The sequence below is a fragment of the Bifidobacterium sp. W8104 genome (assembly GCF_016100735.1).
GTDB lineage: Bacteria > Actinomycetota > Actinomycetes > Actinomycetales > Bifidobacteriaceae > Bombiscardovia > Bombiscardovia choladohabitans.
Genome location: NZ_JACFRW010000001.1, coordinates 857,452 through 879,945, shown reverse-complemented (window position 1 = coordinate 879,945; position 22,494 = coordinate 857,452). Strand labels below are relative to the sequence as shown.

Below are 22,494 nucleotides of genomic sequence, written 5' to 3'. Positions count from 1 at the left end.
TTGTGGACGAGTGTCTCAGACTGTCCACGAGGAATTCGGGCGATTGTGGATAACTTTGGTTCCGGTCTCGAAACGATGGATTTAAATCCACACATGCCTGACGCTCAGGTGTGGATGGGCATACGAAGAACCCCACAGCCGTGCCTGGACGGTTGCGGGGTTCCTGAAGAACAATGCGGCTGGATCAGTGCCACCACATGGTCATGAGGAAGCCGACCAGCAGAATGCCAAAGCCCACGGCAAGGTTCCAGTTGCCGATGCCGGGGATGGGGAAGACGCTGCCTCTGGCGGAGGAGATGTAGTAGACCACGATCCAGATCAGGCCCACCACCATCAGCGTGACGAAGAGGGGCACGAACCAGCGCGGATTGGCCTTGGTGCTCTTGATGGTGTCCTCCACGCGGCGGGTGTTCTCCTCCTGACGCTCCACGATGCGGCGCATCTGCGGAGTCATGTGCTTTTTGTCAACGCTCTGGTTGAGCACGGCCTCCACCTTGTCCATGGACAGGCCGTACTCCTCGTCCTCGGCATCCTCGCCAGTGTCGGCGGTCTTGGCCTTGTCCACCGCCTGGTCTTCGTCATCATGGAGTTGATGCTCTGCCATGAGGTTATTCTCCTTCAGTAGATCTACTAAGCCATAGTAGCGGTTAGACTCGAACGTAATACTATCGCAGACGAGGATGAGGGTATGCCTATGACCAGACGGACGGGACGGCACGGTGCGCGCAGGTCCCTGGTCGGCACAGTGTCCGTGGCTGTGGTGCTGGCACTGGTCGGGTTCATGCTGACCACCAACATCCGCGTCAATAAGACGGTCACGGTCACCTCGGACACGGCCGGGCTGGTGGAGGAGCGCGAGAACAAGGCTGCCGAGCTGCGCAAGGACATCAATGACATGAGCTCACAGATCAATGCGCTGAAGACCCTGACCGACGACGACAAGGGCAGCTCTGACCAGGCCCGCGAGGACCCCGGTTCGGGCACGGTGCTCAAGGCCGTCCAGGGGCCGGGGCTGACGGTGACCCTTAATGATTCCCCGCTCTGGCAGCAGAAGGTGGGCTCCGACGGGTCGACGGCCAACATCAACGATTACGTCATCCACCAGCAGGATGTGGAGAGCGTGGTCAACGCGCTCTGGGCCGGAGGAGCCGAGTCCATGCGGATCCAGGATCAGCGGGTTCTGCCTACCACGGCTGTGCGATGCGTGGGTAATGTGTTGCTGCTGCACGGCCGAAAGTACTCGCCGCCATATAAGATTTCAGCCATAGGACCAGTCGACCGGATGACCAAGTCCCTGAATGCTTCGCCATCCATCCGGATTTACAAGGAGTACGTGAATACGGTAGGTCTGGGTTGGAATGTCGAATCTTCGGACAATCTGAGATTCCCTGAGACGACGGCTGTCCTACAGCCACTCCAGTACGCATCGGTAGATGAGAAGGCACGGTAAATGACGACAGAGGACTCGGAGAACGACAGGACGTCGGTCGATGAACCGGCGGATAAGCGGCGAACCTGGCTGGTGGGCATTGCAGAAATCATAGGGGAGCTGCTGATTACGCTGGCCGTCATCTGCGCACTCTACGTGGTCTGGCAGCTCTGGTGGACCGGCGTGCAGTCCGAGCATCAGCAGTTGGAGGCCCGGGCCTCGACCTCCTGGAGCAACCCGGGATCGGGCGACACCCGCAAGGTGGCCAAGCCTCAGAAGGGGGATCCACCGGTGCAGCCCAAGCAGGCCTCCGAGGGTGAACTGATGGCCCAGGCCTACATTCCTCGTTTTGGACAGCATTGGGAGCGCAACGTGGTTCAGGGCACGTCGCCCCGCGAGCTGGCCTACGCAGGGCTGGGACATTACCCCAATACGCAGATGCCGGGCCAGATGGGCAACGTGGCCATTGCCGGACACCGCGCCGGTTATGGTGAGCCGTTGGGCCATGTGGACGAGCTGCGGGTGGGCGATGCCATCGTCCTGCGCACCAAGGATTACTGGTACGTCTACCACTACACCCGCTATAAGATCGTCGCAGCCAATGAGGTCAGCGTCATCGCCCCCAACCCTTATTCACCCAACCAGGCTCCCGATCGGCGCATGATCACGCTGACCACCTGCGAGCCCAAGTACACCACGGCCACCCACCGCTGGATCAGCTGGGGCGAATTCGACTACTGGGCCAAGGTGTCCGACGGAGTGCCCAAGGAACTCCTGGGTGACCGCGGCAGCGATGTGGCCTTTGCCGACGACAAGGGCTCGGTCATGGCCAGACTGGGTTCTCTGCAGCCGGTCTTCCTGGTTTTGGCAGCAGCCTATCTGATCATCTACCTGGCGGCCTTGGCTGCCTGGCGTTATCCCTTGCTGCGGCAGATTCGCAAGGGCGAGAAGCCTCAGCCCATGATCAGCCTCTATGGCTGGCTGCTGCGGCACCAGTCCGGCATAGCTCCGATTCGCTGGCTTCTGCTGATTCTGCTCCTGCTGGCTCTGGCCTGCGCCCTGATGGAATGGGGCTTCCCGTGGCTGGCCAGCAACGTGCCCATGCTCAGACAGATGTCCAACTACTCCACCTTCTGACCTGGGTGGCATGGAAGAGCGGCGGGGCCGCAGGATCCAACGTGATTCTGCGGCCCCGCCGCTTATTGATGCCACATTGCCTGCTGCCAGAAGTAACTGCCCAAGGTTTATCTAAGACACTCCGGTAGCCATGGTCCGGTGGCCATGTCCTGTAGCCACAGTCCATGTGACGCCAGCCTGGCGGTCGAGGCGGGTTCGTTGCGACGTGGCGATGCGACTTGGCAGGATCCAGCCTGGCTGTTGTGTGATAGCCGTTATGGACCGGTCGTGGACCCCGGCGGTTAGGGGTTACGATTTGGAGCTTTGGCTTCTTGGCCGAGGGTATGACCGGGATTTGCGGACGCAAAGTCGCGGTTCGTAGCCTAACGGTATGGCCTGATAGCCATCACCCTGTCTCAGACTGTATTGCTTTGCCCGGCATGACTAACGATATGGCCCGGCGGCAAGACTGTGGCCGCCGGGCCATAGGGTCAGTTGGTGGAACTGACGGTGGTCACCGTGATGGGGGTGCTGTCGTCCACCCTGCTGCCGGCTCCGGGGCTGACTGCGGTCACCTTGTCCGTGTCCTTGCCGACGGAAGTGATCCTGTCGGCGCTGACGCCGCTGTTGGTCAGCTTCTGCCGGTAGCTGCCCAAGGTCTCGCCCTGGGAGAAGGGCGGGATGCTGATGGCCGTGGTCAGGGTGATGGTGTCCTTGGACTTGTCGAAGGAGGAACCTGAGGTCGGGTCCTGGCCGGTGACCACGGCGTTGTCGTTGTTGGGGCCGTTGACCGTGATGTTGACCCCCTGGCCCAGGTTGCGTTTGGCCTCGCCCAGGGTCATGCCGACGTAGTTGCCCAGTTGCATGCCATTGCTGACGGTGACCGTGATCATGGCTCCCTGCTGGATGGAGGACCCAGCAGCAGGATCTGTGCTGATGACCATGTCCTTGGCCACAGTGTTGGAGGCCTGCTCGCGGATGGTGATGTTGAAGTGCAGGCTCTGTAGGGTCTTGGTTGCGTCGTCCTTGGTCTTGCCAGACAAATCGGGCACCTTGGTCATGCCCGAGGAGATGTAGATCAGGATGCTGGTCCCCTTGGCCACGCTCTGGCCGGCGGCGGGATCCGTGCGGGTCACATGGTCCTTGGGCACGTCCTGGCTGTCTTCCACGGAGGCGGCGGGGGAGACCTTGAATCCGGCCTTCTCCAGGGCACTGCGGGCCTCCTGCTGGGTCATGCCCTTGACGTCGGGGATGGCCGTGTCCTTTGGCCCGGAGGAGAACCAGACGGTCACTGTGGAGCCCTTGGGAGCCATGCTTCCGCCCTTGGGGCTCTGCTTGGTGAAGGTCCCCTTGGGCTCGGCCGAGTCGTTGTCTTCCTTCTCCTGGTAGTGGAAGCCTGCGGCGGTGATCTTCTCACGGGCCAGAATCCGTGACATCTGCGCGTTGATGGTAGGCACCTCGGCCATCGGATGACGATTTCGGCCTAGGACATTCCACGCGCCCAGTCCGACGAGCAATAGGACCAAAGCCGCCACGATGGCGCTGATGATGATCTTCTTGCGCCGTTTGGACTTCTTCTGGGCCGCCTTGGTGGCCGTGCGCTCAGCTGTGGCGACATCGGTGGCTGCGGCCGGATTGAGCGGGTCCTGAACAGGGTTGAAGGCCTGGGTGGCGGCCGTCTCCTCTTCGGTCAGCGGCATGGTGGCTGTTTCTGTGCCCTGCTCGGCATCCTTGCGGGCCTTGACGTTGGCCAGGTCGGTCAGCGGGTTGAAGGCGGCGGCCACCGGGGTCCCGCCGTTCATGAAGGCCAGGATGTCGCTCTTGAAGGCAGCCGCCGTGGCGTACCTGTTCTGGCGGTCCTTGGCCATGGCCTTGGCGCAGATGGAATCCCACATCTTCGGCAGGCCGGGCACGATGGTGCTGGGCGGGGTTGCCACCTCGGTGACGTGCTGGTAGGCGATGGCCACGGCCGAATCCCCGTTGAAGGGCGGCCGTCCGGTCAGCATCTCGTAGAGGACGCAGCCGGCCGAGTAGAGGTCGGAGCGCATGTCCACGCTCTCGCCGCGGGCCTGCTCAGGGCTCAGGTACTGGGCGGTGCCCACCACGCCCTGGGACTGGGTCATCGTGGCGGCCGAATCGTCCATGGCCCGGGCAATGCCGAAGTCCATGACCTTGACGATGCCCTGTTCCGAGATCATGATGTTGCCGGGCTTGATGTCCCGGTGGATGACGCCCATGTGGTGGGAGTAGTCCAGGGCGCTCAGCATGCCCAGCATGACCTGCTCGCTGTCGCGTTGGCTCAGGGCCCCGTTCTCCTTGAGGATGGACCGCAGGGTCTGGCCCTTGACGTACTCCATGACCAGATAGGGCACCCGTTCATGGTTGCCCTGGTCGTCGGTCAGTATCTCCTCGCCCGAGTCGTAGATGGAGACGATGTTGGGATTGTTGAGCAGCGCGACCGAGTGGGCCTCCCGCCGGAACCGCGACAGGAAGACCTCGTCGTTGGCCAGATCGGACCGCATGATCTTGACCGCGACTGTCCTTCCCAGACGCGTGTCCACAGCCTTGTGGACCTCGGCCATGCCACCGCGTCCAATCAGCTGTCCCAGACGGTAGCGTCCGTCCGCTAGGGACGGCGGCAGTGTGATGCTCATAGGGTATCCCCTCCGTTCGTCGCTTCAAGGCCGCGCTGTGCGCTTCCTTCTCCATAGTGCCCCCAGAAGGGCCTGAAGATGTCTTTTGCCGCGTGTGGCCTGCTCACTATGCGTCGAGGCATGGGTGCGCGCGGGTCGATGACCTCCGTCTCGCCCAGCTGCTGGTCCAGCAGCCGCTGCTCGATCCTGGCCAGCGTGTGCGATACCACCAGGGCATTTGCCGGGCGGTCTCGCGGGTCCTTGGCCAGCATGGACATGACGAAGTTCATGAGTTGGTTGTCCACCGAGTCGGGCAGTGGCGGCACAGGGTCGTTGACGTGTGCTGCGGCGATGTCCACCGGGGTGGCGCCGGTGAAGGGTCGGTGCCCACAGAGCCCCTCGTAGGCCACCACGCCCAGGGAATAAATGTCTGACTGGGGCGTGGCCTGGAGACCCTGGGCCTGTTCGGGCGAGATGTACTGGGCCGTGCCCACCACCATGCCGTCCTGGGTGATCTGCCCCTGGTTGGTGGAGTATGAGACGCCGAAATCCGTGATCTTGACCTCACCGGTGTCGGAGACCATGATGTTGGCCGGCTTGACGTCCCGGTGGATGACCCCGTGCGAGTGTGCCACGTAGAGCCCCCGGGCCGTCTGTATCAGGATGGGCAGCAGCTCGATGGGGTCCAGGGCACCCCGGTCCCGGTAGATGTCTGCCAGGGATTGGCTGGGGACGTACTCCATGATCAGGAAGCCGATGCCGTCGTGCTCGTAGTACTCGAAGAGGGCGGCGATGTTGGGGTGGGCCAGGTTGGCGGAATTGTGCGCCTCGGCCCGCAGCCGCAGCAGCTTGGACTCCTCGTTGGTCAGGTCCTCGCGCAGGGCCTTGATGGCCACCACGCGGCCCAGTTCTATGTCGTAGCCCTTCCAGACTTCGCCCATGCCCCCCTGGGCCAGGCGGCGGTCCAGACGGTACCGTCGATGGATGAGCTGTCCTTGTATCAGTTTCACTTGGCAGCCTCCTGCATGACGCGTTTCATGATCGGCCCGGCGGCATCTATGCCGTAGGAGGAGATTCCATGCACCACAACGGCTACGGCTACCTTGGGTTTGTCGGCCGGAGCGAATCCTATCATCCACCCGTCATTTGCCGTATTGCCCGCACCGATCTGAGCCGTGCCGGACTTGGCGGCCACCTGCATGCCGGGGATGGCCAGATTCGGATAGCTCTTGGTGGTCACTGCCTCCATCATGGTGGTCAGGGCCTTGGCGGTGTCCGATGAGAAGGCCTGTGAGTAGACCGAGGGCGTTGTCTCGCTGATGACGCTCAGGTCGCTGGAGCGTACCCGGTCCACCAGGGTCGGCTGCATGAGCTTGCCGCCGTTGGCCACGGCAGCGGCCGTCATGGCAGCCTGTAGCGGTGTGGACAGGGTGTCCCCCTGGCCGATGGAGGCCAGGGCCAGCCGGTCCTGGGACTGGTCCTCGGGGAACTTGGAGGCCACGGCCTTCATGGGCCGTCCTGTGGAGTTGGTCCCGTCCAGGATGATGGTGGAGCCGTAGCCGAACTTGCGGGCCTGTGCTGCCAGCGTCTTGTCGCCCAGGGCGACCCCCAGCTGGGAGAAGGCCGTGTTGGATGAGTAGGCCAGGGCGTTCTCCAGGCTGATCTTGCCGTTGGACCCGTTGGCAGCTGAAGTGGAGTTGGTCAGATTGTAGTTGGTGCCGGGCAGGGTGTATGAGGCCCCGGCCGGCAGTTGGCTGTCGGGGTGATACTGGCCGGACTCCAGGGCGGCGGCGGCCACAACCACCTTGAAGGTGGACCCGGGCGGATACAGCTGCGAGGTGGCCCGGTTGAGCATGGGGTTGTCGGAACGGGAGGCCAGCTTCTGGTAGGCCTGGGAGGCGTCGCCGCTGTCGTGGGCGGTCAGGTCTTCGGGGTTGTAGCTCGGCGTGCTGACCATGGTCAGGATGCGGCCTGTAGAGGGCTCGATGGCCACCACCGAACCGGACAAGTTGCCCAGCATGGCGTAGGCGGCCTCCTGCATCCTGGGATTGATGGAGGTCTCGATGGAGGCGCCCTTGTTCTGGGTGCCGGTGAAGAGGGACTTGAGCCGGTCCATCCACAGGCTGTCCGATTGGCCGCTCAGCAGGCGGTCGCGCGAGGCCTCGATTCCCCGGTCCGCCGGGCTGGTGATGGAGTAGTAGCCGGTGATGGGCGAGTAGATGGCACCCTTGTGGTAGTGCCGCTGGTACTGGAAGGAGTCGTTGATGGGGTCGGACTGGGCCATGACGGCGCCGTCCGAGGTCAGGATGGCCCCTCTGGGTGCCGCGTACTCGTGGTAGAGGGCACGCAGATTGCGGGGGTCCGAGTTAAGGCTGCCCGCCCGGATCACCATGATGATGGAGCTGGAAAGCCCCAGGATGACGAAGAGGACGATGACGGCATTGAAGAGTTGACGCAGGGCCTTGTTCACTGTCCACCTCCTCGTACCTGGCGGACGGGGATGCGGCCGGTGGCTGGCATGTCGGTCTCCTCATCCTGGTCGGTCGGCTCGGTCGGCCCGGCATGACGACCGTGGGATTCTTGGTCGTCAGAGCCTGAGCCGGAGTCCGAATCGTCCTGTCCGCTGCGCTTGCTGGTCTCCTGCTGGCGCAGCACGGCCAGGGCTTCGTACTTGAAGGTGTCCGAGCTGACCTCCGGTGCTGGCTTGTTGGCCGCGTTGGAGATGATGATGAGCAGGACGGCCAGGATGCAGTTGGCCACCAGGCTGGAGCCGCCCGCCGCCATGTAGGGCATGGTCAGGCCGGTCAGGGGGATGACCAGGGTGATGCCGCCCACCACGGTGAAGACCTGGAAGGCCATGGTGAAGACCAGACCGGAGGCCAGGAGCTTGCCGAAACCGTCCTTGATCTTCATGGCCGTGATCATGCCCGAGGCCACGATGACCAGGTAGAGGGCCAGAACCACCAGCAGACCGCTCAGCCCCAGCTCCTCACCCACCGACGTGTAGATGAAGTCGGAGTTGGCCAGGGGGGTGATCCAGGGGCGTCCCTGGCCCAGGCCGGTGCCTGTCAGCCCGCCGGCGGCCAGGCCGAAGATGCCGCGCACCAGCTGGCCGGACCCGCCGAAGGCCTTGCCGAACTCAGCGTCGCTGAAGGGGTGCAGCCAGGCGTCCACACGGGCGCCCACATGGGCGAAGATCATGGATGCGGCCACGGCTCCGATGACGAAGAAGACCGAACCTATGGCGATCCAGCTGGTGCGGCCGGTGGCCACATAGAGCATGGAGACGAACATGGCGAAGTACATCAGCGAGGTGCCCAGATCGTGCTGGATGACCAGGACGGCCAGCGAAATAAGCCAGACGATGATAATGGGGCCAAAGTCCTTGATCCGGGGCATCCGCATGCCCAGGAACTTCTTGCCGCCCACAGCCAGCTGGTCCCGGTGGTCGAACAGATAGGCGGCGAAGAAGAAGGCCAGGAAGAGCTTGGCGAATTCGCCGGGCTGCAGGGTGTGCGACCCCACGCCTATCCAGATGCGGGCGCCGCCGATTTCGCGGCCGATGCCGGGCAGCATGGGCGACAGGAGCAGGACCAGACCCACCACCATGCTGACATAGGAGAAGCGACGCAGCAGCCTGTAGTCCCGGAGCAGCACCACCAGCAGTCCGCACAGGACCAGGGCCAGACACAGCCAGATCAGCTGGGTGAAGCCCACCCGTGTGGGCTGGCCGATCCGGGCGTTGCGCAGATCTATGCGGGTGATCAGGGTGATGCCCAGGGAACTCAGGATGACGATGCTGGGCAGGATGGCCTGGCTGCCATAGGGCTGGAAAATCTCCAACAGGACCCAGAGGGCGATGAAGAGGGCGGCGGTGACTACCAGCAGGGCGGCGTAATCCCCGGGGAAGCGGCCCGCCGCACGGGCGAACATCTGGAAGAAGCCGATGAATCCCACCAGCAGGGAGAAGAGCAGAAGGCCTATGCGGCGCAGACGGGTGATGATCATGACTATTGCCGCCCGCTCTGGTCGGTTTCCGACGGTGAGGGCGAGGCTGAAGGAGAAGTCGACGCCTGGTCGGACTCGTCCTTGGTCTCCTTGGCCTGCTCGCGTTTGAGGTCGCCGGCCTCCTTGCGGATCAGACGGGCGTGCTCCTTGGCGTCGTCCATGCTGGAGACGGTGATGCCCTCTTCCAACTGGTCACGCCAGGACTGGGGCAGTCCCTTGACGGCGATGTCCGTGGTCTGCACCGGGTGGGACAGCGAGAGGGCGAAGGCCTTGGTGGGCACGCCCTGGTAGATGGCCACTCGGCCCTGGTCCGTGCCCAGGTAGTACTGTTCCTGGCTCCAGTGGTAGGCAGCCGCCGTGCCTCCGGCCAGGGCAAGGATCACCAGGGTGATGATGCCGGCCAGGATCAGCCGAATCCGCCGGTGCCGTGAGCGCTGGCGCTTGCGCTGCTCCAGGTGCTCCTTGTGGATGGCGTCGGCCACGTCCGGGTCGTAGGGGTCGGCTGAGTCCGAGCCGTCCTTCTTGTGGACGATGGGGATCTCGCTGGTGTCGGGCACATTCCGTTCGCCGCTCTCCTCGCGGGCAGCCGAGGGTTGGGCGGTGCGGCCTTCGTCGTCCTCGTCCCCCTGCTTGTCGGCATCCCGGTCCTGGGTCAGGTCGGCGGCCCGTTTGGCGGGGGACTCCCGGGACTCGTCGCGCAGGCGCGGTGCGGCCGCTACAGGCTCATCCAGGATGTCGGCCAGGGCCTCCAGGTTGGAGCTGGCTGCCCCGCCGACCAGAGGGGTCTGATGGGGCAGGTCGAATGCATCGGCGTCCAGGGCCAGTGTGGCATCGGCGATGACCACGGTCACGTTGTCGGTGCTGCCGGCCTTCAGGGCGAAGGTGACCAGTTGCTGGGCGCACTCCGCCTGGTCCGAGACCGAGGACAGCACCTCGGCGATGGTCGAGTCCTCAAGAACGCCGCAGAGGCCGTCCGAGCAGATCATCCAACGGTCTGCGGGCAGGGCCTTGGAGATGGAGATGTCCGGGCGGGGGTCGATGTCGAAGTCCCCCAGGACCCGCATGACCACGTTGCGCTGAGGGTGGTTGCGGGCTTCGGCCGGGGAGATGCGGCCGGTGTCGATCAGATGCTGCACGTAGGAGTGGTCCTGGGTCATCCGGATCAGCTTGCCCTCCCGCAGCAGGTAGGCCCGGGAGTCGCCGATATGGGCCAATACCCAGGAGTCGTCGGCCAGAGCCAGGGCCGTGACCGTGGTGCCCATGCCTGACAGGCGATGTTCGCGCTTGGCCTTGCCCACGATGGCGTCGTGGGCCGCAATGACCGAGGTCTCCATCATCCGGGCCAGGGACTGCACGTCCTGCTCCCGGTCGTCGCGTTCGATGTGGGCCAGGGATCGGATGGCTATGGTCGAGGCCGTATCCCCGCCTGCGTGGCCGCCCATGCCGTCGCACATGGCCACAAGGCGCTCACCGGCGAAGGCGGAATCCTGGTTGTTGCTGCGCACGTACCCCACGTCTGAAACCGCCGTGGAATAGAGGAACAGCTTTTGGCTCGCATCGTTCCTGGTCATGGGCGGCTACCTCAACTCGAAGGTGGTGGCTCCGATGCGCACGGGAACCTCCGCCGGTAGGATTGTCGGCGCCGTGATTTTCTGTCCCGAGACGACGGTGCCGTTGGTGGACCCCAGATCCTCGATGGCCCATCGGCCCGATGCGGGATCCTGATAGACCCGCGCATGATGGCCGGAGACGAACTCGTCGTCCAGCACCAGGGTGTTCGAGGAGGAGCGGCCCAGGGTGATGGGTCGTCCGGACAGCGGCGTGGAGGAGCCGGCCAGGGGTCCGTCGATAACCACCAGCAGGGAGGGTTCATCGCTTGCAGGCTCTGTTTTGCTGACCGGGGCGATAGGCACGGATCTGGCGGCCGCCGGCAGCTTGCGCTGGGCTGCGCGTTCACTGCGTCGGCGGGTATGAGAAGTCTTGGGGCTGAAGGTTTCGATGTCTTTGCGGAGTGAACGGATGGCCAGCCATACGAATACCCATAACAGAGCCAGGAATCCGTATTTGAGGATGGCGAATGTCAGTTCAGTCAGCATAATGATTCGACCTTACTTCAAGGTCTGGGCGACTTACGAATCCTGTTCCTGCGACGATGCCCAGTAAAGGATGCGGGTACGGCCGATGGTGATGGTATTGCCGTCCAGCAGGGTGGCTGCGGGTACCTGATGCCCCTCTACATAGGTGCCGTTGGTGGACCCCAGATCGCGGGCTACCACGCCCTTGTCGGTGATCTCGATCTGCAGGTGTCGGCGGGAGATGCCTGCGTCGTCGATGACGATGTCGCAGGACGATCCACGGCCGATGGTGGTGATGGGGGCGGTCAGCAGGTACTGGCGGCCGTTGATTTCCAACACCGGGCAGTCCTTGGACTCTTCGGGTGTGGTCACGGGTGCCGCGTTGCCCTGGACCGACTCGGCAGACAGGTGGAAGTCGCCCTTGTTCAGGTTGAGGTCCTCCTCGAAGATGACCACGACCGGGCCGACGAAGGCATAGTGCTGGCTTTCGGCGTACTTGGTCAGGTTGTCTGCCAGCTCGTTGGCCAGAGCCTCCGAACCCCACTGCTCGATGCGGTCGAAGTCTGGGGTGGATAGTCTGAATCGATACTCGTTGGGCGCCACGGTACGGTCGCGACCGACGGGCATGGCCTGTGAGTCTATCTCACGCTCGAGGGCGCTCGACAGGTCGACGGGCTGTAGGTCCTTGGAGCCGAACTTCGAGAAGACACCGTTAACGGCGCCTTCCACGCTCTTCTCGAAACGATCGAGAACGCTCATAGTCATCCCTTTCCATATAACCCTTTCATAGTACGTGACCCTGCCGGAAGGGGGTAATGGGCGGTCGGATGCTTGCAATTTCTTCAATGAACAGGTTCGAACGACCGCGACTGCCGGGTATAGATAAGGCCCCATGGCCACAATGGACCAGGGGCCTTTGAACTTCAATCATCATAGGTCAGGCCGAAGCCTGCGGACTCACAGAGCCAGCTTGCGACGCAGACCCAGGGTGATGCCGGCAGCCAGGCAGAGGCCAGCGGCGATGGCCAGAGGAGCCGTGGCGTCGGCGCCGGTCTTGGCCAGATTGTTGTTGTTCTTGTTGTTCTTGGCGTCCTTCTTAGCCGGATCCTTGGCTGGAGCCTTGTTGTTGTCCTTGGCAGGCTGCTTGGTGTTGTTGTCAACCGGAGCGGTCTGACCAGGCTTGTTAGGCTCGTTGGGAGTGGTCTGACCAGGCTCGTCAGGTTGGTTGGGAGTGGTCACCTTGGTGTACCGGGCTGTGAAATTAGTGTCTTCAGAGAAGGTGGCCGTGGGGTCAAAAGCTTTGCCGTTTTCAGCAGAGAACCATCCATCGAAAGTGTACCCGGGGTAGCTGGGAGGGTTCTTGGGCAGCTCAGCCAGCTTGTGGCCCTCTTTTGTGGTCAGGGGCTGTTGAATGAGCTCACTCGAATCGTCACGCGGATCCTGACTGTTGAAATAGATTATGTTCGGCTGATCCCATTTCGCATAGACGGTGGTGTCGGCGGTGAAAGGTTGGCTGAAGTCCACTTTGTCGAAGCCCATAGCAGAATAGGTCCATCCGTCAGCCGTCCAAGGCTTCTCTTCGGTCTGCGAATCTTTCATGTAGTCAGGCAGCACAGCTTTGGGAAGTGACTCGGGATCCAGCTTGCCGGTTGAGTCGGTCTGTCGTGTCTCTCCTGTAGTCGAGGTCAAATCGCTGATGAATGTGATTGTGTAAGGAGCGGCTTTGGTCTGGACATTCTTGCTCTCCACAGCCTGGGCCACGGTGGGCAGCAGTGCTAAGCCGCCAGCCAGGGTGGCGCCGGCAGCGAGTACTGCGCATGCGCGTTTGAAACGAACCATGATATTCATTGGTTACCTCTATTTTCTCTATTGTCGGTTGCTCCCCAGATACGTTCACGGGGTGTCCTGCCTTGACACCCCTACCCCTGGGAAACAGGCATCATCGACCAGTCTTTGGCGATAACACGCTACAATTCTAGCGCAGGGAATGGTCATCGGCCGGTCGTAGTTCGAAAATATGTCTTATCTGACGATAAAAGTTTCTCGTGTAGAACGATTAACGTCTGCTGAAGGCAGGGTGGCGCTTCGCAGTTGAGCTATTGGAATTCCCCTTTGGCATCTGGGCGCTTATCATCGTGGCAGACGCATGGTCATAGGGATCATGTCAGAGATATTCGAGGAGCGAGCATGGCCGAAGAGGTGGATCGGGCGATGGAGGCATATCCGCGGGCCAAGGCCCGGACCCTGCGGTTTACGTTGGGTGCGCCACGGTCGGCCCTGGCGGTGGGGGACGGTTCGCGGGCCGTATTCCTGCGCTCCGACGGACCTGAAGACCTGGTGACCGGGCTCTGGCTGTCCGTCTTTGACCAGGAAGGCCGCCACCATGAGGTGCTCCTGGCCGACCCCAGGTCCCTGTTGGAGGATGCGGACCAGGAACAGGTGCCGGCCGCCGAGCTGGCCCGCAGGGAGCGCTTGCGAGAGGGCGGCGAGGGCATTGTCGATTACAGCGTGGATGCTGCCGGGGATCGGGTGGTCTTTGCCTTGGGCGGTCGGCTCTGGCTCTCGCTGATAGCCCCCGATGGTCTCACCGCCTCCACACGGCCCCTGAGCCTGGAAGACAGCGATTCGGCCGTGCTCAATCCCGCCATCAGTCCGGACGGCACCATGGTGGCCTATACCACTGGCGACCGGCTGATGGTGGTCACCATCGGGCAGGATGCCGGGCAGGATCGAGAAAGGGCTGTCCTGGCCCTGCGCCCAGGCACCGATGATCGAATGCGGCTGGGGCTGGCCGAGTTCGTGGCCGGCGAGGAGATGGACCGCTACCAGGGATTCTGGTGGTCGCCGGATTCCCGGTCCCTGCTGGTCGAGCAAACGGATTCCTCCGATGAGCCGATCTGGTACATCAGCGATCCGGCCAATCCCCAGGTCGGGCCGCGCGCCCGGCGGTATCCCCAGGCTCTGACCGCCAACGCCCGCGTCGGGCTGAGCCTGGTCCTCCTGGGCCAGGATGACGCCGACCCCTGGGTGGGCGAGGTGGACTGGGACCATCAGGCCTTCGAGTACCTGTCCGTGGTCCGTTGGCAGGACGGGCATCGGCCCCTGCTGCTGGTTCAGAACCGTCGGCAGACCGAGGACAGGATTCTGGATGTGCAGGTGCCGGATACCCGTCAGGGCTTGGAGCCGGGACAGAATATGACCCTGCTTGATCCCGAGGTGGCGCCCAAGGTGGCCACCAGGGTGCTGCAGGAGCATGGCAACGACCAGTGGATCGACCTGGTGCCCGGGTTGCCGGCCTACCGGCCCCAGGGTGGGTTGGTGGATGCCTTCATCGATACTGAAGCCGACACCACGCGTTTGCGCCTGGACGGAAGGATCTTCTCCCCGGCTGGCTGCCAGATTCGGCAGGTGCTGTCTGTGGAGGATCGCGATGTGCTGGCGGTGGTCTCCACTGACCCCCGTAGCTTCGACCTGATGCGTCTGAGCTATGACGGCTCCATCCATGTGCTCAACCGTCTGCCTGGAGTGTGGACCGCCTCGCGAGCCGGCCATGGCATCGTGGTCAGCGGCCGGACCATGGCCTCGGCGCAGGGACAGGTGCGCCACTGCTACCTGGGGGCTGACGGGGATCTGGACCGCCTGGGCGCTGAAGGGCTGGGCCTGGTGGGTGAAGCCCGCCCCGACAGCAGCGCTAGGCAGACAGGTGAACCTGTGCGGCCGGAGCATCAGGATCGCCCTGATCGCCGGGCCGTGGACGCCGGTCATATCAATAGCCAGGGAGCCATGAGCGCCGTCCTGGCCGACACCAGCAGCGATCCCGGGTTCACCCCCAACGTGGACTTCGTGCGCATGGGCCAGCACGAGTTGTTCGCAGCCATCGTCAGGCCGTCCGAATCCAGCCCCTACGCCAGCGCCGACAGCCTGCCCGTCCTGCTCAAACCCTATGGCGGGCCGGGCGCCCAGCAGGTGGTCTTCAACCAGTCCTACTACTGGGAGTCCCAGTGGTGGGCTGATCAGGGCTTCCTGGTCCTGACCGCCGACGGCCGGGGCACGCCTGGTCGTGGTCCTGCCTGGGATCGGGCCATCTTCGAGGACATGGCCCAGGTGACTCTGGATGACCAGCTTGAGGCTCTGGAGGCCCTGCCGGACTTCGCTCCCGAGGCCGACCTGGGACATGTGGCCATGATTGGCTGGTCATATGGCGGCTTCCTGTCGGCCCTATCGGTTCTGCGGGCTCCCGACCGGATTCATGCGGCCTGTGCGGGCGCCCCGCCCACGGACTGGACTCTTTACGATACTCATTACACCGAGCGCTATCTGGGTCTGGACCCGGCCGTTTACCGCCGCAACGGGATCATTGATGACGCCCCCTCGCTGCGTCGCCCGCTGATGCTGATACACGGGTTTGCGGACGATAACGTTTCCGTGGCCAACACCCTGAGGCTCTCCGGCGCTTTGATGGCGGCCGGTCGTCCCCATACGGTCCTGCCGCTGACCGGCATCACCCACATGACCAATGATGAAACAGTGGCCGAGAACCTGCTTATTCTGCAGCGGGACTTCCTGCGGGAGGCCCTCAAGAACAAGACGGACTGACGGAAGGGCTGCTTGGGCTGACGCCCTGCTGGCGGTTGCTTCCGCTAGATTGGGGTTGTGCATATCCAACGAAAGCCTGACCGGACTCCAGGGTCCAATCGCGGATTCCGGCTTCCCCGCAGCTGGGGCCTGGCGGTCTCGGTGCTCTGCCTGGGCCTGTTGGTCGGACTTTCCTCGGGCCTGCTGGCAAGGTTCTTCGAGCTGACCCAGGTCGGCCTGTTGGGTTTCGCTGAGACTCCAGGGACTCCCACGGCTGAGGCGGTGCCCCCGATCAGGAGGCTGGCCTCGGTGACCCTGGCCGGACTGGTGGCCGGTCTGGTCTGGGCCTGGCTTCGGACGAGGACCAGGCTGGTTCCCTCGGTAGGCCAGGCTGTCAAAGGTGCGCCTATGCCCCCGGGACGGACTGTGGTTCATGTGCTTACCCAGATCTTTTTTGTGGCTGCTGGTGGCTCCATAGGCAGGGAGGTGGCCCCTCGCGAGGCCGGGGCCCTTCTGGGCGGTCTCTGGACCAGGATGGGCCGACGGCTGGGGCTGCGTGATCAGGACGGCCCGCTGCTGGTTGCCTCGGCTGCGGGTGCGGGATTCGCCGGTATTTACATTGCGCCTCTGACCGGCGCCTTCTTCGGCATCGAGGTGCTGCTGCGGCGGGTGGATGCCGAAGTGGTGACGGTCAATCTGGCCATGTCGGCCCTGGCCACCCTGGTCGGCGGATCCATCAAGGGGTTCGCCCCCTACTACAAGGTCGGCTCCGAGCCCTTCCAGCCCTGGCTCATGGCAGTGGTCCTCCTGATCGGACCGGTCATGGGACTGTTGGGGGCTGGATTCCGGCGGATGACCTCCTGGGCCGAAGCTCATAGGACCAATGGTCCCGCGGCTATCTGGCAGCTGACAGGGGTTGCTCTGTTGACCGGTCTGGTGGCCCTGGCCGTCCCCCAGGTCATGGGCAACGGCCGGGCTCTGACACAGATGGGCATGGATCAGCGCCTGCCTGCCGGGTTCTCCGGGCTCCAGTTGACTCAGTCCCTTGCCCTCCTGGCCCTCTTTGCGCTGGCCAAGGCCCTGCTGACCACAGCCACCATCCGTGCCGGGGCCTTCGGCGGCACCTTGACGCCTTCCATAGCCTTGGGATCCGCCATGGGTGCTGTTCTGGGGCTGTTGCTGGCTTGCCTTGTGCCCGGCCTGCCGGTCTGGCAGTGTGCCGTCATTGGCGCCGCCTCTCTGCTGGCCGCCTCCCAGCAGGCTCCGCTCATGGCCATGGCCATGCTCATGGAGGTATGCCACCTGCCGGTCATGGCCTTTATGCCCATGGGTCTGGCTGTGGCCCTGTCGATGGCGGTCTCACGTCTGTTCGTGGCCAAGTCATAAACCGTCGTCTGAGTCCGTGTTGCCCTGAGGGTCCGGCCTTGCGCGATGCCGATAGATTCCGTCCTTACTCATATACGATGAAACCAAGACTGGTCGCGTGTCTGCCCTGCCGCCTCCGGCCTTGCATGAGCATTCACAATCAGCTGACCGGTCTGGGCCAGTAAGGAAGGGTGGCTATACTCAGGCCGGACGTAAGTCCGGGGAGGATGCAGCCAATCCGCGTGGAACAGGCCAGTGCCGTGATCCCCCGGACAGACAAGAAGGAGGTGCCTGGCGGTGAAGACCGTGTTGGCCATCTTCAGGCGAGATCTCTGGCGGATACTGCGCAACCCCGTGGCCCTGGTCGTGACCATCGGCGTGGCCGTGCTGCCCTCCCTCTATGCCTGGTTCAACATCATGGCCCTCTGGGACCCCTATAGCAACGCCAAGAACCTTCCTGTGGCCGTCGTCAGCATGGACCGAGGGGCGCAATCGGCGGAAACCGGCAGGATCAACGCCGGCAGATCGGTCATCCAGGAGCTGCGCGCCAACAAAAGCCTGGGCTGGAAGTTCATGGATGATGACCAGAGAGCCATCGACGAGGTCCACTCGGGCCAGTGCTACGCGGCCATCATCATCCCTGAACGGTTCAGCGCCGACCTGGTCGGCATAGTCGAGGGGACCGGGAACAGGCCTGCTCTGAACTATTACGTCAATGAGAAGAAGAACGCCATCGCCCCCAAGGTGACCGACACCGGCGCCTCCACCATCGATCAGGAGATCAACACCGTTTTCGTCTCGGCCGTCAGCGATGCGCTGGCCGGGAAGGTTCTGCAGACCGCCGGCGATGCCCAGGGCGCGGCCGAGCAGAGCCGCAGCCAGGTGGTGGGCGACCTGGGGGACATCATCGGCCAGCTTGACCGGATGGACGGCCAGCTTGACCGGATTGGTTCCACCATGGGCCAGGCCCGGCAGACCGTGGCCGGCTCCAGAAACGACATCAAGAACCTGCAGAGTCAGATATCGGCCACCCAGGCCACCCTGAGCAAGGCCCAGGACCACATGACCAGGACCCGCGATGACAGTCTTCGCTTCTCCTCTGCCCTGAACCAGGCCCTGGCGGACGGGTCGGTACGGCTGTCCAGCGCGGTCACTGATGTGAATACGGTGGCAGGCGGAATCACCGCCGATCTGAACGCCACCCAAGACAAGGTGGACCGGGTCAATTCCGGCCTGAGCCAGCTGGTCGATGCCAACGGGAAGGCCGTGGACCGGCTCCAGTCTGGTTTGGATCAGTCCGGGCTGCATCCCGGGGATCCGGCCTATGAGAGCATCCAGCGGCAGATCGACGATCTGAAAAAGACCAACCAGCAGCAGAAGGCATCCCTGGATGCCTTCAAGAAGAACTCCTCCACGGCTCTGGACTCGGGCAAGCGGGCCGCATCGGATCTGAGCTCGGCCATGACCGACACCGGCGACTCCGGCATCAAGGCCCTGACTGCGGCCAGCCAGAGCCTGACGGGGACCACCATGCCCAACCTCCTTACCGGCCTGGACAACCTCAACGCCTCCAACGGCTCGCTTCAGGGCGCCCTGAGCAGCCTGTCCACTACGGCCGCCCAGACCGACGCCCTGCTGGACCAGCTGGACTCCACCATCGGTCAGGCCCAGTCGACCCTGTCCACCACCAGGACTTCTCTGGCTTCGGTCAGGTCCGACTTGGAGGGGGTTCGCACCGATGTGGCGGCGCTGGGGTCCTCGGCCGCCTGGAACCGGATGTCCCAGACCCTGGGGTTGAGCCCGGAATCCTTCGGGAAGGCCATGGCCTCGCCGGTTGAGCTGGCCTCGCACACGGTCTACCCGGTAAGCAACTACGGATCATCCGTGGCGCCCTTCTATACCAATCTGGCCCTCTGGGTGGGCGGGTTCATCCTGATAGCCATCTATAAGCTGGAGGTCGACAAGGAGGGCATCCGCAAGTGCACCGCCACCCAGGCCTACCTGGGCCGCTGGCTTCTGCTGGTCTTCGTCGGCTTCTTCCAGGCGCTGATCGCTACAGTGGGCGACCTGATGCTTGGCATCCAATGCAAACAGCCGGCCCTGTTCGTCCTGGCCGGGGTCTTCGCCTCCTTCGTCTACATCAACATCATCTATGCCCTGGCCGCCTCCTTCAGGCATATCGGCAAGGCCCTGGCCGTGGTTCTGGTCATCCTGCAGATACCTGGCTCATCGGGCATGTATCCCATCGAGATGATGCCTGACTTCTTCCGCAATCTGAACCCCTGGCTGCCCTTCACCTACGGGATCAATGCCATGCGCGAGACCATCGGCGGCATGTACGGCAACCACTACTGGCAGGATATGCTCCACGTCTTCTGGTACCTTCCGGTGGCCCTGCTGATCGGACTGGTGGTGCGGCGGTACCTGCTCAACCTGAATGCCCTCTTCGACCGGCGGCTGGGCGCCACCGACCTGATGCTGACCGAGCAGAACCATTCTGCTGACCGTCGTCTGAGCCTGGGCAGCCTGGCCCGTTCCATCCTGGGCGAGGGCGACTACCGTGCCGTCATAAGGCGGCGGGCGCATCGCTTCCTGGCTCTCTATCCAACGCTGATCCGGGCTGGTCTGGTCCTGGTTCTGCTGCCGGTGCTCTTCCTTATCCTGCTGTTCAGCACCGAGGCCAAGATCGTCATGCTGATCGCCTGCATCGCCTCCATCGTCCTGATCGATGCCTACCTGATCATCGTCGAGTACATCTGCGACGGCTATGTGCAGCAGCTGGGCCTGGCCGAGCGTCCCGGCTTGGACTTCCACACCCTGATCCGCCCGCGCAGGCAGGGTCCCTCGGCCGTGACCAGGCTGACCACGGCCGTGCGCGAATCAGTCATGAACCACGATGAGGAAGACGCTCACGAGGACGGTGATCGCCGATGAGGAATATCTGGAGAATCCTGCGCAAGGACCTGGCCGACGCCACCAGCAACGTCATCGCCATCATCGTCCTGATGGGCCTGATCATCGTCCCGGCCCTCTATGCCTGGTTCAACATCGCCGCCAGCTGGGACCCCTACAAGAACACCAAGGCCATCAAGGTGGCCGTGGCCAATACCGATAGGGGGTACAAGTCCGACCTGATCCCGGTCAAGATCAACGTGGGGGAGACGGTCACCAGCACTCTGCGGGCCAACGACCAGCTGGACTGGAGGTTCGTCAACCGCGACCAGGCCCTGGATGGGGTGCGCTCAGGCGAGTACTACGCCGCCATCGTCATCCCCAAGGATTTCAGCGCGGACATGATGACCCTCTTCTCGCAGGATGTGAAGCACGCCAACCTCGAGTACTACCTGAACGAGAAGAAGAACGCCATCGCCCCCCATGTCACCGAGCAGGGGGCCGACACCGTGGCCACAACCATCGACAAGACCTTCGTCAAAACCGTGGGGCAGGTGGGGATCGACCTGGCCAGCCAGGTTTTCACATACTCCCAGAGCCCCCAGGTGCAGGATTATCTGACCAGGACGACCGGCCACATCGACCAGATGTCGCAGCGGCTGACCACTGCCTCCAGCCAGGTGAATGCCTATGCGGGCCTTCTGGACTCCTCCGGAAAGATGATCGACTCCACCGGCCGGATTCTGGGCCGGTCCGACTCCGCCATGGCCGATGCCAGGAAGGCCCTGAACCAGGGAACCAAGGGGTCCAAGGATCTGGGCAAGTCCCTCTCCGGATCGGCCCAGGCGGTCGACGCCGCCCTTGACCAGGCCTCGGGCGCCTATGACACTATCGGCTCCAAGATCGACGACGCCTTCGACAAGGTGGGCCAGCAGAGCGATGCAGTCAGTAGCCAGCTGAACGATCTGAGCCAACGGATCAGAGACTCGGCAGCCGACTATGACGGGATGATCGCCAGCCTGGAAAATCTGCGCAGCACTGTGGAATCCGATGCCAATCTGACAGCGGACCAACGCCAGGCCCTGCTGACCGCCATCGATCAGGCCCAGGCCGGAATGCGCACAGCCCAAGCGTCCCAGCGCGACCTGGCCGACCGGATCAGCCAGGCCTCCCAAACGGCCAAGGAGGGCAATGACAAGCTGGGCGGTCAGCGGCAGGATCTGAAGAACAGGATCGCCCAGGCCCGCGCCTCGGTGGACCAGGTCCGCACCCAGTACCGCAAGGATCTGAAGCCCCGCCTGGACGACCTGGCCTCCTCCATGGACACCGTGGTCACCTCGACCGACCGACTGCTGACGGGTCTGGATGGAACCGTCAAGGGCGCCTCCGGGCTGACGGGCCCTATGACCAATGACATCAGCCAGGCCAAGGACCAACTAGGGGAGATCTCCCAGCGTCTGGACCAGGCCTCCAAGCGGCTGACCGACTTGGGGGGACACCTGACCCAGGCTTCTCAGGGCAAGGATATGCAGGAGGTCAAATCCCTGCTGAGCGGGGATTCCGAAACCCTAGCCGCACTTCTGTCCTCGCCGGTCGGCATCCATCGGCATGCGGTCTTCCCCGTAATGAACTACGGGTCGGCCATGACCCCCTTCTATACCATCCTCTCCATCTGGGTGGGTGCCACCATTCTGGCTGCCATGATGAAGGTGGCCCTGTCCGACAAGAAGAAGGCCTTCGTCCTGCACCTGGACTCCCTGCAGGATGCCTGGAAGAGGGCCGACGACCTGGATGAGGATTCCGAGGGCCGCCGCTCCTGGGGAGCCTTCCGCCCGGAGTCGCCAGGCAACGCCCGCCGCTTTGGCCTTCAGCTCTACCAGGAGTATTTCGGCAGGTTCGCGGTCTTCGCCCTGCTGGCCATCCTCCAGGGCTTCCTGATCGCGCTGGGAGACCTCTTCTACCTGAAGGTCCAGTGCGTCCATCCGCTGATGTTCGTGCTGGTGGCGGTCTTCGCCTCCTTCGTCTTCATGAATCTGATCTATACCCTGGTCGTCTCCTTCGGGGACATCGGCAAGGCCATCGCCGTCATCCTCCTGGTCATGCAGGTGGCTGGCTCGGGCGGCACCTTCCCCATGGAGACCCTGCCCGGCTTCTTCCAGGGGGTCTATCCCTTCCTGCCCTTCGTTCACGCCATCGGAGCCATGCAGTCGGCCGTTGCCGGAGCCTATGGCATGGAGTTCTGGCGGGAGATGGCCACGCTGGCTCTCTTCCTGGTGCCTTCTCTGCTGCTGGGGCTGGTCCTGCGCAAGCCCGTCATCCGCTTCAATGACTGGATCGTCAGAAACCTCGAGAGCACCCGGCTCATGTAGGGCCGAGTCCAACAGAAGGTGGTATAGGGTGA

15 protein-coding genes are annotated in these 22,494 nt (G+C 63.4%); 6 read left to right on the top strand and 9 right to left on the bottom strand.

Going from position 1 to position 22,494, the window contains the following annotated elements; translation table 11 throughout:
• Positions 1-184: 184 nt before the first annotated feature.
• Positions 185-604 (bottom strand): cell division protein CrgA, encoded by a 420-nt coding sequence (gene crgA / locus H3U89_RS03330; protein WP_198177043.1) that lies wholly within the window; start codon positions 602-604, stop codon positions 185-187.
• 90 nt (positions 605-694) lie between these two features.
• Between crgA and H3U89_RS03325 the strand changes: the two genes are divergently transcribed.
• On the top strand, positions 695-1,450 hold the full coding sequence (locus H3U89_RS03325; RefSeq protein ID WP_198179407.1) for a DUF881 domain-containing protein: 756 nt from the start codon (positions 695-697) through the stop codon (positions 1,448-1,450).
• A complete protein-coding gene (locus H3U89_RS03320) occupies positions 1,451-2,566 on the top strand; it encodes a class E sortase (protein ID WP_198178505.1) in 1,116 nt (371 codons plus the stop codon). It begins immediately after the preceding gene.
• Between the two features lie 470 nt (positions 2,567-3,036).
• Here the strand turns inward: H3U89_RS03320 and pknB are convergent, their stop codons facing one another.
• The 8 genes from pknB to H3U89_RS03280 form a co-directional block, all read right to left on the bottom strand.
• A complete protein-coding gene (pknB, locus tag H3U89_RS03315; protein WP_198178506.1) occupies positions 3,037-5,199 on the bottom strand; it encodes a Stk1 family PASTA domain-containing Ser/Thr kinase in 2,163 nt (720 codons plus the stop codon).
• Positions 5,196-6,188 (bottom strand): serine/threonine-protein kinase, encoded by a 993-nt coding sequence (locus H3U89_RS03310; protein WP_045934838.1) that lies wholly within the window; start codon positions 6,186-6,188, stop codon positions 5,196-5,198. The genes pknB and H3U89_RS03310 overlap by 4 nt, the downstream gene beginning before the upstream one ends.
• Positions 6,185-7,648 (bottom strand): peptidoglycan D,D-transpeptidase FtsI family protein, encoded by a 1,464-nt coding sequence (locus H3U89_RS03305; protein ID WP_198178507.1) that lies wholly within the window; start codon positions 7,646-7,648, stop codon positions 6,185-6,187. Before H3U89_RS03305 ends, H3U89_RS03310 begins: the two co-directional genes overlap by 4 nt.
• Positions 7,645-9,186 carry an FtsW/RodA/SpoVE family cell cycle protein gene (locus H3U89_RS03300; RefSeq protein ID WP_198178508.1) on the bottom strand — a complete coding sequence of 514 codons (1,542 nt, stop codon included), beginning with the start codon at positions 9,184-9,186 and terminating at the stop codon, positions 7,645-7,647. Before H3U89_RS03300 ends, H3U89_RS03305 begins: the two co-directional genes overlap by 4 nt.
• A 2-nt stretch (positions 9,187-9,188) precedes the next feature.
• Positions 9,189-10,757, bottom strand: a complete 1,569-nt coding sequence (locus H3U89_RS03295; protein ID WP_198178509.1) for a BofC C-terminal domain-containing protein — start codon at positions 10,755-10,757, stop codon at positions 9,189-9,191.
• Between the two features lie 6 nt (positions 10,758-10,763).
• Positions 10,764-11,279 carry an FHA domain-containing protein FhaB/FipA gene (locus H3U89_RS03290; RefSeq protein WP_373564724.1) on the bottom strand — a complete coding sequence of 172 codons (516 nt, stop codon included), beginning with the start codon at positions 11,277-11,279 and terminating at the stop codon, positions 10,764-10,766.
• Between the two features lie 36 nt (positions 11,280-11,315).
• Positions 11,316-12,020, bottom strand: coding sequence for an FhaA domain-containing protein (locus H3U89_RS03285; protein ID WP_015021121.1), 705 nt, complete (start codon positions 12,018-12,020; stop codon positions 11,316-11,318).
• A gap of 198 nt (positions 12,021-12,218) precedes the next feature.
• Positions 12,219-13,100: an InlB B-repeat-containing protein gene (locus H3U89_RS03280; protein WP_198178510.1), complete on the bottom strand. Its 882-nt coding sequence runs from the start codon at positions 13,098-13,100 to the stop codon at positions 12,219-12,221.
• Between the two features lie 348 nt (positions 13,101-13,448).
• On the opposite strand from H3U89_RS03280, the gene H3U89_RS03275 reads away from it, so the two are divergent.
• From H3U89_RS03275 to H3U89_RS03260, 4 genes are all read left to right on the top strand, one after another.
• Entirely contained in the window at positions 13,449-15,857 is a 2,409-nt protein-coding gene (locus H3U89_RS03275; RefSeq protein WP_198178511.1) for a S9 family peptidase, read from the top strand.
• 57 nt (positions 15,858-15,914) lie between these two features.
• Complete coding sequence (locus H3U89_RS03270; RefSeq protein ID WP_198178512.1) at positions 15,915-17,222, top strand: chloride channel protein; 1,308 nt, start codon at positions 15,915-15,917, stop codon at positions 17,220-17,222.
• 276 nt (positions 17,223-17,498) lie between these two features.
• Positions 17,499-20,135, top strand: a complete 2,637-nt coding sequence (locus tag H3U89_RS03265; protein ID WP_198178513.1) for a YhgE/Pip family protein — start codon at positions 17,499-17,501, stop codon at positions 20,133-20,135.
• Positions 20,132-22,462, top strand: a complete 2,331-nt coding sequence (locus H3U89_RS03260; RefSeq protein ID WP_198178514.1) for a YhgE/Pip domain-containing protein — start codon at positions 20,132-20,134, stop codon at positions 22,460-22,462. Before H3U89_RS03265 ends, H3U89_RS03260 begins: the two co-directional genes overlap by 4 nt.
• The last annotated feature ends 32 nt before the right edge of the window (positions 22,463-22,494 follow it).